This is a genomic window from Tunturiibacter gelidiferens (genome assembly GCF_014201335.1).
GTDB lineage: Bacteria > Acidobacteriota > Terriglobia > Terriglobales > Acidobacteriaceae > Edaphobacter > Edaphobacter lichenicola_E.
In genome coordinates, this window is the sequence record NZ_JACHEB010000009.1 from 272,128 (window position 1) to 288,777 (window position 16,650).

Annotated in this window: 10 protein-coding genes; 5 read left to right on the forward strand and 5 right to left on the reverse strand. The window is 54.6% G+C overall.

Going from position 1 to position 16,650, the window contains the following annotated elements; translation table 11 throughout:
- Positions 1-270 precede the first annotated feature (270 nt).
- From HDF14_RS18650 to HDF14_RS18660, 3 genes are read right to left on the reverse strand one after another with little or no spacing between them, the layout of a single operon-like run.
- Entirely contained in the window at positions 271-912 is a 642-nt protein-coding gene (locus tag HDF14_RS18650; RefSeq protein WP_183979606.1) for a response regulator, read from the reverse strand.
- Positions 869-3,055, reverse strand: a complete 2,187-nt coding sequence (locus tag HDF14_RS18655) for a histidine kinase (protein ID WP_183979608.1) — start codon at positions 3,053-3,055, stop codon at positions 869-871. Before HDF14_RS18655 ends, HDF14_RS18650 begins: the two co-directional genes overlap by 44 nt.
- A complete protein-coding gene (locus HDF14_RS18660) occupies positions 3,056-4,054 on the reverse strand; it encodes a substrate-binding domain-containing protein (RefSeq protein WP_313899623.1) in 999 nt (332 codons plus the stop codon).
- A gap of 329 nt (positions 4,055-4,383) precedes the next feature.
- Between HDF14_RS18660 and HDF14_RS18665 the strand changes: the two genes are divergently transcribed.
- The 3 genes from HDF14_RS18665 (at position 4,384) to HDF14_RS18675 (ending at position 10,624) form a co-directional block, all read left to right on the forward strand.
- Entirely contained in the window at positions 4,384-7,821 is a 3,438-nt protein-coding gene (locus HDF14_RS18665; RefSeq protein ID WP_313899624.1) for a TonB-dependent receptor, read from the forward strand.
- A gap of 130 nt (positions 7,822-7,951) precedes the next feature.
- The gene (locus tag HDF14_RS18670; protein WP_183979612.1) at positions 7,952-9,427 is read left to right on the forward strand and encodes a tetratricopeptide repeat protein; all 1,476 of its coding nucleotides are present in this window, start codon (positions 7,952-7,954) and stop codon (positions 9,425-9,427) included.
- Between the two features lie 57 nt (positions 9,428-9,484).
- Positions 9,485-10,624, forward strand: coding sequence for a cellulase family glycosylhydrolase (locus HDF14_RS18675; RefSeq protein WP_183979614.1), 1,140 nt, complete (start codon positions 9,485-9,487; stop codon positions 10,622-10,624).
- A gap of 611 nt (positions 10,625-11,235) precedes the next feature.
- Here HDF14_RS18675 and HDF14_RS18680 read toward each other — a convergent pair.
- Positions 11,236-11,373, reverse strand: coding sequence for a hypothetical protein (locus HDF14_RS18680; protein WP_183979616.1), 138 nt, complete (start codon positions 11,371-11,373; stop codon positions 11,236-11,238).
- Between the two features lie 290 nt (positions 11,374-11,663).
- On the opposite strand from HDF14_RS18680, the gene HDF14_RS18685 reads away from it, so the two are divergent.
- On the forward strand, positions 11,664-11,909 hold the full coding sequence (locus tag HDF14_RS18685; RefSeq protein ID WP_183979618.1) for a hypothetical protein: 246 nt from the start codon (positions 11,664-11,666) through the stop codon (positions 11,907-11,909).
- Positions 11,910-13,168: 1,259 nt separating this feature from the next.
- On the opposite strand, the gene HDF14_RS18690 is transcribed toward HDF14_RS18685, so the two are convergent.
- Positions 13,169-14,299, reverse strand: coding sequence for a ScyD/ScyE family protein (locus HDF14_RS18690; RefSeq protein WP_183979620.1), 1,131 nt, complete (start codon positions 14,297-14,299; stop codon positions 13,169-13,171).
- Between the two features lie 137 nt (positions 14,300-14,436).
- Between HDF14_RS18690 and HDF14_RS18695 the strand changes: the two genes are divergently transcribed.
- Positions 14,437-16,371, forward strand: coding sequence for a hypothetical protein (locus HDF14_RS18695; protein WP_183979622.1), 1,935 nt, complete (start codon positions 14,437-14,439; stop codon positions 16,369-16,371).
- Positions 16,372-16,650 lie beyond the last annotated feature (279 nt).

Below are 16,650 nucleotides of genomic sequence, written 5' to 3' on the forward strand. Positions count from 1 at the left end.
CTCCGAAACACACTGAACCGTTCTTTGAATCCTTCAAATAGACAAAAGTCGTACAGTGAAAGTAGCAACACTCTACGAGTCCCGATGTCGAAAACAGACGCGCCGCTCCATGCGGCCAACCTTTCAGGCAGCCTGAGCGACCGACTAGATAAGCAAATAGCTGCATGACGCTCCGACTAGTTTCCTTGACGGAACTACTTCGGTCTATAGTTCAGATGAACCATCAGCCCAGAACATCACCCCAAATCGCTTGCCACGCATGCAGGCACCCTAGTCATCTGGCGAGATCAGCCCTCTCTGAATCGCCGTCGTTGCAGCCTCAGTACGGTCCGAGACGTCAAGCTTCTCAATCACACTATTAGCATGGTTCCGAACCGTGTTTTGGCTGATGCCCAGGGCGTGACCGATCTGTCTGTTCGTAAGTCCCTTCGCAAGCATCCCGAGAATCTCAAGCTCCCGCGCAGTGAGGTTAGTGCGCATCATCCTCTCGGCAAGCCGCGACGCGATCTGCCGAGGGATATACCGCTTTCCTGCACAAACCGTTCGAATCGCTTCGACCATCTCCTTTAACGGTGTGTCCTTTAGGAGGTATCCCTGTGCTCCAGCCTGCACCGCCCGATAAATGTCTTCATCGGTTTCGAAGCTCGTCAGGATAATCGCGCGCACATTGATGCCATTGCTCTTCAGCGCAAGTAACGTGTCGATGCCGTTCATCCCAGGCATTCGCAAATCGAGCAGAAGAATATCAACATCGTTCTTTCGGAGAGTCTCGATCGCCTCCTCCCCGTTCGATACCGAGCCGATCACCTTCAGCTGAGCCTGCGTACCGAGCATGCTCGTTAGACCGGCGCGGACGACGGGATGATCATCAACGATGAGAATGCGGGTTAGGCTGTCCGACGAGTTCGACATGTAATGTGTTCCTTCGTAAATAATGCCAAAGCAGTTTTGGCCAGCTGGCAAAGGTGATTCTGGCAGGCAATGGCGCTGTTGTTTGAACGAGAGTTCCACCCTGTTCTGAACTCACAATCTGTATTGTCGCCGAGATGCTTGCAGCCCGTTTTCGCATTCCGCGAACGCCGAACCCGCTCAGATCCCTGCATTGAACAAAGCCGATTCCATTATCGGCGATGCTCAGTCGCACTACGCCAGAGTCGAATTCGATTGAAATCTCAAGTCTCGTTGCGTTGGCATGGCGGACAGAGTTTGCTATCGCCTCCTGCCCAATCCGATAGAGTGTATCGGTGATTCGCAAGGGAATCGACACTATGTCCCCCGTACTCGCGGAGACGACTTCAACCGAGCCGCCCTCTACCATGCGCTTGGCGCAGATATCCAGAGCCCCAAGAAGATCTGACGGGCCATGCGAATCGGGGCGAAGTGTCGCGATGCTTCGTCGAGCCTCCTCATGGCTATGACGAACAAGATCACTGGCGAGATTAAGTTGCTGATGGGCTACGGGGAAGGTCTCCGGTACGCCGCTGCGAATCGCTTCAAGCTGAAAGCCAATACCCGCAAAGCTCTGTGCGAGTGTGTCGTGCATCTCGTGGGCAAGTCGCTCCCGCTCCTCAAGAACCGCACGCAGCCGCCAGTTTTCAACTCGGTGGTACAGAAAGTTCACTACCAACGCCAGCAGCAGAAACCCGATCGCAAGTGCGGCAAGATGGCCCATACTCCACCACGGAGGGCCGGCGAGCACATCGACATCATCAGTAGAGCGCAGCAGAAGAATGAACGGTGTCAGATTATGTGTGAAGGCGGGATCGACAACACTGACACCTCTGAGCCGGAGCAGGCTGCCCGGTTTGAGGCCACCGAAAAGGGCATCGCCTCTGCCCTGGTTCATGATGGCGCGGAAAGACTGCGAACCGTCGTCAAGGTCCAATAGCAGCGTATTGTTAGGCCCGTACTGCTTTTCATGCAGTCGCCCTTCGACTTCAATAAAGGTTGCATCGAAATCGCCGGTAGCGGCCTGAGATGCGGTAACTGTCACCGGTGGGACGGGCGTTCCCTCCCAAAGCACTCGAACCATCGCCCGGTCGAGCGTTGAGCTGAAGTCGCCAGCGTCCACCGAACCGGTAACCTCTACTTGGTCGCCAACTTTAAGCAGTGGTGACGCAACTGGATTAGGAACGGATACTCCGCCGGTGGTGTCCTGAATGAAAACCACGGGCGAGGTTAGGATGACATTACCTCGAACGGTTGCCTTACTAGGCTTTGCCGAGGAAACAAGACGAAGACTAGATATGGGTTGAGTGTTTAGGCTCGAGTGGAATTTATCCATATCTCTCTGTGGCCCCGGAGAGTTGAACCCAAGTACCTCATGGTCTCGATCGAAGAGCGCCTTCGCAGTGGCAGAGTTATTTTGCTGCCCCTGTTCCAGCATCGCAGCCAGCTCCTGCCGGCTGGACGGGCGAATTACAACGTTGCGCCAAACCCCTCCTGATGCATAAGAACGAACGCCCGCTCTACCCGAAGTGATGCAGTTTTTATCTGTAACCGATTCAGTGACAGGATTATGCGAAGCGCTTGTTGCCGTAGCCACAATCTGACAGTCATAAGCCAAAAGCTTAAGGTGATACACCAGAGGCCCCCGCGGCTTCACCGGACTAAGTTTCAGAACATCTTCCATCCAGCCATGATTGGCACGACCGAGGACCAATGAATTGTCGAGGCTGCGGATTCCTGCGTAGTAGCCCGAATACGAATCGACTCCTTGCTCTTCGTCGCTCGAACGTATCACGACGCCTGCATCTCCATCCGCACCAAGCAAGCTCACATCCGCTTCGATGGAGTAATTCCGCCAATAGGGAGACCCCGTGATCAGCTTCGCCCCGCGCTCATCGGAATCATTTCGCATCGCACCATCAGCTACTTCCCAGGTCCCGCCAAATGCCTTCCACTCTCCCGCTTTGCCGTTAGCGAATGAGTCGTGATATGGCAGGTTGTACGTCGGGTTATGCCGATAGAAATACCAGGCGACGCCTGCAATAGCGAGACACACTGCAGCAAGACCTAGGGTCAGCCTTCGACGACTTCCACTGAGCACCCTCATCTAAGGCGACTTGCTCCAATCCATGGAAGTTAGATTTCCTACCTCTTTCGAATTCACATTCTCGCGTGTCACAAGCACCGGTCCCAGCTTTACCAACGGCGGCATAGGTGTTCCATGAAGTCTTGCAGCGATCATATCTACCGCCTGATATCCCATCTCACGCGTATTTTGCACAATGACGGAGTCAAGGCTATTCGCTTCAAAAGGGAGCGCGTCGGGATCGAAGCCGATCACCTTAGTCGAAAGCTTGCCGGGCTCGTTTTCGATCGTCGATATAGCCCCACGAACAGACGGCCACATCAAGGCCACAATCACATCGAGGTTTTCATTCGACCGCAGCATCTCCTCTGCCACCTGTTGCTCATGCGGCACATTGAAAGAGCCCATTCGCTTCTCGACAATATGAATATCAGGGTAGTTCTCAGCTAGATAGCTCTCAAAACTCCGCGCCCGAATCATAATCCCCGAGATATTCGGATTGATGCCAATAACGCCAACAGACCCTTTGCCGTGAAGCAACAGCGCGACCCGCCGAGCGGCCATTCGCCCACCCTCCTCGTCATCATTGAGGATGTAGGAGAGCCGATCACTCGCCGGAATCGACAACGGAGAGCCGACGATGACAGTACATACCCCCCGCTCGACTGCCCGTCGCACCGGTGTCATCAGCGCAAGTGCTTGATCCGGCGCGAGAACCAAACCCTGATAGTTTCCATGTGTGACGCGCTCGACCAGAGCGATCTGTGCCGCCGTATCGTCTTCGCGAGTCGGCGCATTCCAGTAAACCCAGAGATCGTCCTTGCGTCCAGCCGCCTCGGCCCCTCCATGCTCCGGCTCCCAAAGCATAGTGCCCGACGTCCGAGGAATTACCGCGACCTTACCAAGTTTGTTTGAGAAGCACCCAATCAACACGCACAGTGCAAACGACCCAGCTAGTAGTGGTCGGTGGTATCGTCTCAATCGTCGTCGCCGACGGTCATCTCCCATTATGATTCCCATCGACCTGCGCTTCGCAGTCTAGTCCTCGAACAGCACCAACAGCAAGGGTTTGCACCCGTAGTTCATATGAACTATAAGCGGATGGTCCATTCAACTCATGTGAGCTTCCACCGTGCATCTCTACTGTTACACCGTCAACAATGAGCGCTAAATTGAAACGCCGAAAATCCGCATGATGTAGTGATATGCCCTTTGATTGAGAAGCTTAGAGTTCTCATCGCCCTTATCGAGCAGAACGGTCCTTGTCAGGAGATAGCCGAATTAAAGCTCCCCAGTACTGCCAATGATCCTTGACTTATTGCACATTTCAACACTTTCAGGAGGCAAAAGTGCAGCAGAAAATAGGAACAGCAGTGATTGGGTATCTTAGCTCAAGCTCGAAGCGTCTCGCGCGATGGATCTTCGCACCCTTCACGGTTCTGGCTGCGGTTCTGTTCCTCTCAGCCTCATGCTTCGGTCAATTCAGCAGCAGTCTGCAGGGAACAGTTCAAGATCACTCCGGAGCTGGAATTCCCGGAGCAACAGTGACTCTCACCAACTCGGACACTGGCGTTGCCCAAACGACCGTCTCTGACGGCACTGGCGTCTATCGTTTTGCCAGCCTTGCTCCTGGAAGCTACCAGCTGTCATCAAGCGCTTCGGGCTTCAACGCCTCGAAGACATCCTTCGTCTTGAACACAAACGAGACCCGCAACGTCCCCGTGGTTCTGTCTGTCGGACAGATCTCCGCCACAGTTCAGGTCACTGCCCAACAGCCACTACTTGATACCTCTGACAGTCGCAACCAGCTCACCTTGGATACGCAGGCACTCGGCAACCTTCCACTTGCGGCAAGAAATCCGCTCGCGCTCATTACGCTTGCACCGGGAGTTACAGGACTTGGCGCTGGAACTTCGACCAACTTCAATCCCGAGAACTCCGTCGACGCCAGCGCGAATGGCCGTGGATCCAATGGAAACCTATATGTAGTTGACGGTCTCGATGTAACGAGCAGCATTCGGCCAGGAGTGGTTAATCTCACGCCGAATGCTGACTCGATCCAGGAGGCGTCAGTTCAAACCAACACCTACACCGTCGACTACGGTCGCGCCAGCTCTATACAAACCACGATGACAACCCGCTCCGGAACGAACTCTTATCACGGGTTTGCCAGTGAGTACTACACCTATCAAGAGCTCTCAGCAAGAGGCGAATACGGCATTCCTTCCGGCACTCGGGTCGCTCCTTATCATACCAATAACCTTTCCTTCGGTGTGGGCGGCCCTGTGATCCCGAACCACAAGTTCTTCTTCTACGTCGGATACGAACCTTATCTTTCCCTTGCATCCAACGGCTCATCGCTACAAACCTACGAAGATGCAGCGTTCACCAGCTTTGCTACAGCCGTACGGCCTAACTCACCCGAAGTTCAACTGCTCACCAAGTACACACCCTCAAACATAACTTTCAAAAACATACAGCAGACTGCAGAACAAGCATTCGGCGTGCAAAACATCGTAAACAACACCGGCTGCGGCACCCCCTCCACCGACAACATTCCTTGCAGCACGCCGGTCTTCGATCAGGGGAACTTCAACTCAAGCAGCTATAACAACTCCAAGCAGTATGACGTACGAATCGACAAATACTTCAACAAGGACCGTGTTTACGGACTCTTCTACCGCGACACCATCAGCACCGGTGGCCCTGCCGTTCGTCCCGCATTCGCAACGACAAACAACTATTACACCTTTTCCCTCCAGGGCAATGAGACTCACACCTTCTCTCCGAATCTCCTCAACGAAGCTTTCATCGGCTACAACCGGATCGAAGGCTTCGCTCCATCGAGCGGTCTCTTTACAGTTCCAGTAGTCAATGTGACGGGATTGGGAGTCAACTTCGGCGACGGGTTCGCCTTGGGTGATTATATCCAGCATAGCTATCACTGGCGGGATGTTCTCACACTGATACGCGGATCTCACTCCTTCAAGTTCGGCTATGAAAGCTGGCACGGCGACGACATCGCTCTCTTCGCCGGCGCCTACGCACAGCCCACGCTGCAGTTCAACAGCCTCATAGATCTCATCAATGACAACCCATACTCTGAAGGGGGACTCTCCTACGACCCAGTGACCGGCCAGCCCAAGGCCAACAACTATGGCTACGCGCAGACCACTGCAGGTGTCTTTGCCGAAGACACATGGAAGGTCTCGCACAAACTCACCATCAACTATGGACTCCGATACGACAACTTTGGCAACGCTTATCCGTCTCTTGCAGGTACGGGTCTATCGAACTTCCATCTCGGTTCCGGTTCGACCTTTCAACAACAAGTTGCAAATGGTGTCATGACAGCGCAAACCCACGTCTACAAGAGCGATATGAACTACGTCTTCAGTCCCCGCGTCGGGTTTGCCTACTCACCTGGCAGCGACGACAAAACCCTCGTCCACGCGGGCATCGGGCTATACCACGATTACTTCACGCTAGGAAACTCAGAGAACGGTCTGAGCGCTAACCCACCCGGCTTCGTTCGGCCTACGTTCTTCAACAACGGATCCACGGCACCACCAATCTTCGGGTACGGGACACAAAACGTTTACCCCTTCGGCTTTCAATATCCCGCCTTCCAAGGCATGCCGCTGGACGCAAAAGGTGGAATAGCCGGCTCACAGATCGGTGTCGGCGGTGTCGACGGCAACCTTAAGAGCCCTTACACGGTCAACTTCTCACTCGCTGTTGACCGCCAGATAACACCTGGCTTCGTCGTCAGCATCGGCTATGTCGGTTCTTACTCAAACAACTTGATCTCTGCCGGAGGAAATACAGGCAATACGTCCTATGGTAATGACGTCAACGCCTTCGCCGGCGATCTCATTCAGCACATCAGCTGCACGGAATCAGCTACGAAGAATGTCTGCACCGGTACGCAGACCCGACTCAACACCAGCTTCGGTAACATCAATTATGCTTTCAACTCGTCCACTGGAAACTACAGCGGATTGATATTGTCCGCCCGAGGCAGATTCGCCGGTCGCGGATTCCTGACCGCCTCGTACACCCACGGCCATTCGCTCGATAACTGGCAAAACTACCCCGTTGCCTATCCAATAAATCAGTTCTACGCGAGCTCTCCTTATGACGTGAGGGATCGCCTCTCAGTCGGTGCCTCTTACGAACTGCCAGGCGCGCAAATCGGAAATGCCTTCGAGCGCCGAATCCTTGGCGGTTGGACACTGGCAGGACTCGCAGTCCTTCAAACCGGCACGCCTTTCACCGTTTACACGGGCGCCGCCTTTGCAGGACAACTCATTAATCCAGCCCTCCCTGCGACCGCTTCAAACATTGCATTTGCACCCGGTAGCGGAGATTTCAACGCTGACGGGGATAATAATGACTACCCTAGCGTCATCTCCTATAAGCAAAGTCACAAGAGAGGCGAATATCACAGCGGAAAAGGTGTTCTTGCAGCCTGTCCCAGTGGAGTACTTCCTTGCGGAAACTTCATTCTTCCTCCACTCGGAACTGAAGGTAATGAGACGCCCAACCAATTTCGCAATCCTGGTTACGCCGATGTAGACTTTACCCTCAAAAAGGTGACCGCAATTACAGAACGAGTGAACTTTGAGCTTCGTCTCGACACCTTCAATCTATTTAATCGCGTGAACTATCTCGCGTCAGGCGTCAGTGGTGGTGTTGACACAAATATTCAAGACGGATCATTCGCGCAAAGTACTGGAACAAATCCGCCACGCAATATGCTGGTTGGAGGAAGGATCAATTTCTAGCGCGATTTGGCATGAAGAGGCTGATTCTCAGGACCTTCATGCCATATTCCCTGTGCGTAATTATTCGTCCAAAATTGATCTACTAGATATGTGCTGCAAGGATTTCAAGAACTTCGACTATAAGGTAATAGTGTCCCCTATTGCATCGTTCCTATGCGGCGCAACTGCGGTAGTCCTTCTGCTACTGTTTGACATTCCGGCAGAAGCCCAGTCGTCAGCGCCAAGTGTAAATACCCTCGTTCAAGAGCTCCGCAAAGGAGACAACGAGCAAGCTCTTTCGATCGCAGAAAAGCTGCTCGCGACAGCACCTGAGGATTGTAGAGTCCTCTCACTAGAAGCAGTTGCTTTTGCCGGACTAAACCGACAAACAGACGCGCTTGGCGCTTTCAAAAAAGCAACTACGCAATGCCCGGACTATCTCCCGGCCCTCGAGGGAGCCGCGCAGATCGAGTACGCTGCAAAAAGTGACGAAGCCGTGCCAACTTTAGGCCGGATTCTTTCTATACAACCAGCCAACGTCACCGCTCAGGCCATGCTCGCCTCCGCCTTGCGCGTCCGCGACCGATGCCCCGACGCTCTCAGCCATTACGAAGCCAGTAGCTCTCTCCTCCCGTCACGTCCCGATCTTCTGCAAGGCTATGCCTCCTGTCTCGCGCAAGTGGGCGACTTCAAATCAGCTCTCATTCGCTATCTCGATCTTCTTCAGGCAAATCCCACAGACATCACCCGCTACGACGTCGCTCTGCTGCAATGGAAGACGGGCGCTAGCCAGGCCGCTCTTGAAACACTGTCTTCACTACTTGCTGCAGGCCGCTTCGAGCCCGCCTTCGGTCTTGCTGCACACATCTCCGAAGAACTCGGAGATACTCCTCGCGCTGTGAGTCTGCTCAGGACTGCCATTCAACTCGCGCCGGACAAGATCGACAACTACCTCGATTTTTCCAACATCGCCTTCAACCACAAATCCTTTCAGGTCGGCATTGATATGCTGAACGTCGGACTGCAGCGTTCTCCCAGCGCCGCGCCGCTCTATCTCGCCCGCGGCGTAATGGAGGTCCAACTGACAAAAAATGATGCCGCTGTGTCTGACTTCGAACAGGCACATCGCCTCGACCCAAAGCTCTCCTTTGCAGTCGACGCGATGGGAATCATGAACAGCCAGCAGCATAATAACGCAGCATCACTCGCACTCTTTCAATCTCAAGCAAAGGTTCATCCAGACGACCCCCTTCTTCAATATCTTCTGGCAGAGCAACTCTCACAAAGCGCAACCGACGATAATGACACTCAACTGCAAGCGGCCGTAGCTGCGGCGGAGCACGCAACAAAACTAGATCCCGGCTACGAACTTGCACATGACTTACTCGCAACTTTGTATCTACGTGCAAAGCAACCCGAACTTGCAATCAAGGAGGCGGAGATCGCGCTGGCCACTGATCCCAACGACGAAGGAGCCCTCTTCCAGGAACTGAAAGCGAAAAGGCGATCGGGAGACACCGCCAGTATTCAGGAGTTAACAGAACGATTGAAAGCAGCCAGAATAGAAAACGCCAAAAAACAACAGATAACCGCTCGATATCAGCTGCAGGACGACGTCGGCAGATAAGCTGAATGGTTTGCCAACTCTAACGTCATCACTTGCAGCAATCCCGAGGAAATCCCTATGAAGATCCGTTTCATCTTCGCCGTCATTCTGACAATCCTTGCGAACTCAAGACCACTCCGCTCTCAGGAGCAGCCGCGCTGGTCAGAACAGAAAGCCAATGATTGGTATGCAAGCCAGCCATGGCTGGTTGGCGCAAACTTCATCCCTTCCAACGCGATCAATCAACTCGAGATGTTTCAGGCAGCGACCTTCGACCCGAAAATCAACGATCACGAACTCGGCCTCGCCGAATCGATCGGCATGAACACCGTTCGCGTCTTTCTGCAGGATCAACTCTGGAAGGAAGACCCGGAGGGATTCAAAAAACGGCTTAATACATTTCTCGCCATCGCGGCAAAACACCACATCCGCCCACTCTTGGTTCTCTTCGACTCTTGCTGGGAGACTAATCCTCACCTCGGTCCCCAACATCCACCTATCCCGGGTATTCATAACTCTGGTTGGGTCCAGAGCCCAGGCAAGTCAAGACTCCTCGACCCTTCCGTCGAACCCGAACTCAAGCAGTATGTGGTGGGAGTCGTAACCGCGTTCGCGAACGATCCTCGGATCTTAGGATGGGACATATGGAACGAGCCCGACAACAAAGGTGGAGACCAGACACAGGATCTCTCAGCTAAGGTAAAACGAGTCAACGAACTACTGCCGAAGACATTCCAGTGGGCACGTTCCGCCCATCCATCGCAACCGCTGACGAGCGGCGTTTGGCAGGGAAACTGGTCTGATCACGCACAAGAGAGTGCAACGACAAGGATTCAGCTCGCTCTGTCCGACGTCATCTCCTTCCACAACTACGATTGGCCAGAAGGCTTCGAAGCACGCATCAAGGAGTTGCTTCCGCTTCATCGACCACTCATCTGCACCGAATACATGGCTAGAGGAGCGGGTTCCACTTTCGACGGAAGCCTACCCATCGCGAAGACGTACAAAGTCGCAGCGATCAATTGGGGACTCGTCGCCGGCAAAACACAGACCTATCTCCCATGGGACTCTTGGCAACGCCCCTATGTTCTCAGTCAGCCAACCATATGGTTTCACGAGGTATTTCGAATGGACGGAACTCCATATCGACAGCATGAGGTCGATCTCATCCGCCAACTGACAGGTCGCGAAGTGAAAACATCGCTCAACCAGCCGTAGGTTATTGCATGCGCTTCTCGGAAGTAATGAGAACCGATATGGCATGCCAATGCTTATACGGAAACGCCGCTTAGCGGCAAGTTGATCGTTGTTTTGGGATTGTCATGTTATCTGTAGCTCTTCAGGTGACGGTGTGTACATCTCACCATCGATCAGGATTCGCCCCGTGTACGAGCCGTCGCGTCCGGAAAACTCCCAGGCAACGTCATGTCCATCACGAACTAGCTTGGCCCATTTGGTCTTCTTTGCAGCATTCTGTTCTAGCCAGAAATGGCCATCGTCATCCACGAAAGAACGCGATTGCGCATGACCGATCAGCTCGGTCCAGGTCGACAGATCTCTAAGTGTCAGGGCCACACTTAGACAATAAGGGCCGGCAAGGTATCTCGCCACCCTCCGTCTTTTGGAGGGCTTGTGCTAAACGCCGCCGGAAATTGCGCAGAACACCGGATGCGCGGCTATACACGACATCGTAACTGGATGGCACACCTAAGAGTTTGCCCACTCTAAGTCTTCACGCAAAGGCAAGCCTACGGTCTCAAATATGCAGGGAGGCTATAGGGCAATTCTGGGCAGGATGTACGTCATCGCGCGGCACCGTGAGTCAAGCCTTACTTCTTCGGAATCTTGGGCTCAGGAACTGGCGGCGGACTTGGACCGAGTTCCGTTCCACCGTCCTTACTTCGCTTCAGGATCTGAAGCGGGAGTGTCTTCTTATCGGGTAGCTTTGCGGATTCTGGTTTGCTCATGGCGCAATCCTTTTGGCTTACGGGAAGCCATAATACGCCGGCTATGGCATGTCAGGCATACCGCCGGGGACCTTCTTGCTTCGGGTGGTTGAATCGAAACATAGTCTCCTCCTTCTGAAAAAGGAACGGAGCGAGTTAGCTGACTCCAGCGGCGGGTTAGGCAGCAACTTGCTTCTTAGCTCTCGCCTAATGCCCGGTAATCGTTGAGTCTCTCCGTGCAGTCCGATACCGGAAGTGCACCCTGTACAATTCCCAATTGCGGCACAAGCTGCCCATTGAGGAACTGCGTAATGGCTAAGAAGGAACCCGAGAAGAAGGTCCTTAAAGCGATTGATAAAGCCGTAAGGAAAGCCATCAAGAGTGGCATCAGCGGAGGGTTGGTAGACCAGACCGTCGCCACATCCATACATGCGGCCACCGTAAAGGCCGCAAGGAAAGCGGTTTCTCCGACGAAGGAAGACGTCAAAGCCGAAAGGCCCGCCTCGCCCAAGAAAGCTGCAAAGGCAGCGAAAAGAACGGAACAGGACGTGGACTGAGGATCTAATGCTGACCGGATAATTCAGAGTCTACCAAGCCGGAAATGCGGTCGGTAAATATCTTGGTCTCTATCGTTGCTTCTGTAAGCATGCGCGACGTTCGTCCGGTGCCAGTAAGACGGGATCGCCGGATTCACGCATTGCACAGCTCGCAAGAGCCGTAGTGCCGTGAGAACGCCTCCCACTCCTCGATACCGGCAAAGGAAGAGTTCTGAAGGTTGATAAGGTCTGTTGCCTTCAGAAAAGCGAAGTCTAAGGGACGAGCTTTTCGAAAGGCGAGGAGAAGGTGTGTTCCCTCGGGGCATGGCAGCCCTTCATCAACTTGAAACAGGTCTCCCAAGAGCTTCTCTGGGTCGACGTTGGATACAGGCTTCGCCATTCGATCCTTGAAAGAGTCAGTCTCGGCATTCTCTCAAATTCGCCGTGCGTCCACCTAGCCCGGGGACGATTGCACGCCGGCAAGATCCTTTTCGCAACTTGAAGCGCCTCTCGCTTTGAGGGAGGAGTTTCACTCCTCCCTGTCTGCCGACGCTGGCGCGTCTTTCGCCACCCACCACTGCGGCCTGTTCCTGCCGCAACCCGAGCCTGAAAATCCCGTGCACTCATGCGCACGAATAGGGAAGCCAAACCTCGCTCAGGGCTGAGTGTACCGGGACATGCGTTACGCTGTGGACCTGAGACATCCGTTACAAGCCCCTTGCGGTGGCGATGGTTCGAGTTGAGGTGGGCACGAGAAGACATATATCCGGTCGTCGAGGCCGTGGGAATGTGGGAATCCCGAAGGGATTTCCAAAGAGTGTGGGAAGGGTGGGAAGCCGGCTTCATGGCTTTCCATGCTTTCCATACTCTGTCATTTCCATGGCCTGTTTTGCCCGGCGACCCAGATAAATAAGCTACGCCACCTGGCCCAATACACCGCACCCGCCACGACCGCTTATCGTGATCGGTTATCAATGAGTGCATTGGCGATTTTGGGCTCATTGAGAATGCTGTAATGGGCGATGACCGCAACCATCGTCCGACAAGTCGGTTTCTCGGCGCCTGCTGTGGTCTAGCGACGTTGACACGTCGCTAGACCAGAACCAGGCAGGATATTAAATAAGGGGCGCCGGATGACCCGTGTATCAGGCGAGGCTTTGGCCACACCGGGAGATACATCCGGAGTCGTGCTGCATCTCTGCGCGCAACTCGATCTTCAGGCGCCCCTTGAACGAGATCAGTATTCTCAGGCTAAAGTCTCGGCCCGAGTAGAACTAGTGTTAGGGAATCGTAATGCGGACGATTTGACCGGCTCCCGGAGACGCTGCTCCGAAGTTTGATACGTAGAGGTGACCATCCGGGCCGAAGGTCATTCCTGTCGGAACGGAGAGGCCTGTAGCCACATCTTCGATCTCGCCGTTTCCTTTCAGGCGAACGACTTTGCCAACGCCGAGAGTAGGAAAGCCAGCCGCGGGGGAGAGTTCGAGCGCATAGATCAGACCGTCGGGGCCGAAGCTAACCGCGACAATCGTGGTGAAGCCCGCGCGCGAACCCGCTACTCTCAGCTTTTGCAACTCGGGGCTGGGATCGAGGCCGGGTGCCGGGTCCGGGCAGCTATTGCGTGAGATGGTCAATATCTTCGAAGAGTTGGGGGTGGCCGGGAAGAGGCCGAGGTTGCCGACGAAGAAGTCACCATTTCTCTCGGCGATTGAGGTAGGAACGATATGACCCTCGGCTTCCGATATATCGATCTCCTCTCGAACTTCGCCCTGAGCAGTGATGGAGAAGAGCTGGCCATGGTTCGACTCGACCGTATAGAGGCGATCCCGATAAGCAATGAGGCTGTAAGGGACACCATCTGGCTCAAAGTCCGCTTCGTTGGGGTATGTTGCAGGGTGAGCTTTCACGAATGCACTAAGGTCAGCGACAATCTTCCAATTGCCGGTCGCGGTATCGACCTCAACGATGGCGTTGGGAATGGTTGGATTCCCGTGCGAGCATCCCCCGCCTTCGAGTGCGGCATACAACTTGCCGTTAAGAAAAGCGAGGTCGGCGACGCCGAGGAAGTCGGGGGGCATATTGCTGACTGCGGAAGGAAATCCGGAGGCTACGATCACTCGTTTCCCCGCACTGGAGACTTTAGAAATTGTGGCAGTGAGACCGCCGGTGTAGGGTCCGACCGGTGGGATGACCTGTGTGCACTGACCGTTGGTGGAGGTTGAACCGCCGGTTCCTGCTTCGGCGACGTAGAGTAGTCCGTCAGGGCCGAACTTGAGGCCACGCGGCCCGTTAAATCCGGACGCGTAGACCTGGACATTGGAGGAAACCTGCGCGTGGGACGTCGCCGGTACTATACTGGCGAGGCCTGTGGCGCAGGCTACAGCTACAACGATTGCAGAACGCTTTTGCATATCAGAATCCTCTCTTCGCGGGAGCCGTATCTCGGCGATCCGCAACGATCTTGAGGTTCTGAGGTGGGCCCCAGGAAGTTACGTGACGTGAGTCACGCGTTACATCACGTTGTTTGAACGACTTGCGGCTACCTTTCATGCGTCCAGAGATAACGCAAATCGATCCAAGCCTGATTACGGAACAGGTCGAACGCATTCTTAAGTCAAAGGTCTTTGGGGCTGCAGCCCGCAGCCAGGCCTTTCTTCAGTATGTTGTCGAGAAGTCGTTGGCGAATTCACCGCCCAAAGAGTATGCCATTGCAGTCGATGTCTTTGAGCGAGGGACCGAGTATAACCCGACGGTTGATTCAACGGTCAGGGTAGAAGCGGGTCGTTTGCGCAGTCGTCTTCGCGAATACTATGCCGGGGAGGGCCAAGACGATTCTCTCCACATCGAAGTCCCCAAAGGGAGCTATGCAGCCGTCTTTACGGTGCGCGATACAGGGAAAGGGCTACACCGGCAGCTCCAACCGGGCCTAGCTGATCCCCAAACGGCGAAAGGCGCAGCCGAAACCGAAGCTGAGGCAAAGTCTGCGGAGGAACCGACCGCGGAAGCTAGAAATGGACACTTCAAAATGCGGGCGGGGATTCTGGCGTGCTTACTGGCGCTAGTAGTTGTTGTTGCAGCCTGGTTTCTCCAAATGCGCATCAGAGCGGTTAAGCCGATCCGGTCCATCGCCGTCCTTCCGCTGCAAAACCTGTCGGGCGACCCGAAGCAGGAGTATTTTGCCGACGGGATGACCGACGAACTGATCACAGAGCTGGCGCGGATACCGAATTTGCGTGTGGTCTCGCGTACCTCAGTGATGCGAGCCAAGGGAAGCGGAAAATCGTTGCGGCAGATTGCTCAAGAGCTTGGTGTCGACGCGATCATTGAAGGCTCGGTGGTTCGCGCGGACGATCGCGTTCGGATCACGACGCAGCTTATCGACGCACGAGATGATAAACACCTGTGGGCGCAGAGCTTCGAGGGGCACCTGAGCGACGTTCTGTCACTACAGGATGACGTCGCACGCGAGATCGCATATCAGACGAAGACTGCCCTGACTCCCTCGGTCCAGAGTCAGCTGGCGAGCCCGAAGCATATCAATCCCGAAGCTCATGATGCTTATCTACGCGGGCGATTTTTCGTCGAAAGGCGGGACGGTAAGACAGCGGCATCTTATTTTCGCAAGGCCATTTTGCTCAATCCGGAATATGCCGCAGCTCATGCAGGACTAGCGGAAGCACTTATCACGATGCACGAGGCCGGCGGAGCTCCAGTGAATGAGGTGATGCCGGATGCAATCGCCGCCGCGAAACGAGCGATCGAGTTGGATCCGAACGATGGAGAAGGCTACACGGCGCTAGGGACGATCGACACAGTCTTCCTGTGGGACTGGGACGCGGCGGAACGGAATCTTCGCCGCGGGATCGAGCTCAGCGCAAACAGCGCTCTTGCCGAGATCCGTTATGCAATTTATTTGACTGTGCGAGCTCGCAGTGAGGAGGCCATTGCCCACATGCGAAAGGCGGTAGAGTTGGATCCGCTGTCATTTTTCGCGAATCGGTACCTAGGGAGCACGCTCTATTTCGCGAGGCACTACGACGAAGCGTTGGCAGCGCTAGTTCGCGCCAGTGAAATTGCGCCGGATGGGGCGGCTGCGGTTCAAGGTTGGGTATCCAACATCTATGAAGTTGAGGGCAAGTACGATCAGTCAGTCGCTGCCGAACTCAAGGGGATGGAGCGGTATGCTACTCCGCAGCAGGTTGATCTTTTGCGCTCGGCGTACGAGAAGGGCGGCTGGAAGGGCTATCGCGAGGCACACCTCCAGTATTCACTCTCACAGGCCGGCCATCAGTGCACTTCGTATGACATTGCAGAAGACTATCGGGCACTTGGCAGGGTAGATGAGACGTTCTATTGGTTCGACCGTGCATTCGACGAGCGCTGCATCTTCATGATGGCCTTGAACGCAGATCCGAAACACGACGGAATCCGCAGCGATCCGCGCTATCACGAGCTTTTGCGGCGAATGAATCTAGCGCAGTAGGCCCTGGCACGGATTCTGTCCATGGATCGCGAGCCTCGCCGTGTGGCGCGATGGGCAACAGCTTTTTCCTGTTCAATCCGAGCTGACGAGTTGGATTAAACATGCGCAAAATCTCAGGCGCTGCACGTTCCACCTGAACGAATCATCGGCTTTCCGGACAGGTGCCCTCGGCTCAACTATTGCTAACAGATGGGATGAGAAGGCCGGTCTCCAGCGGGATGCGTTAAGCTCCCAGTTATCGACGCGCTGGAAGCGCGGGAGACAAGGAGACCGGCGATG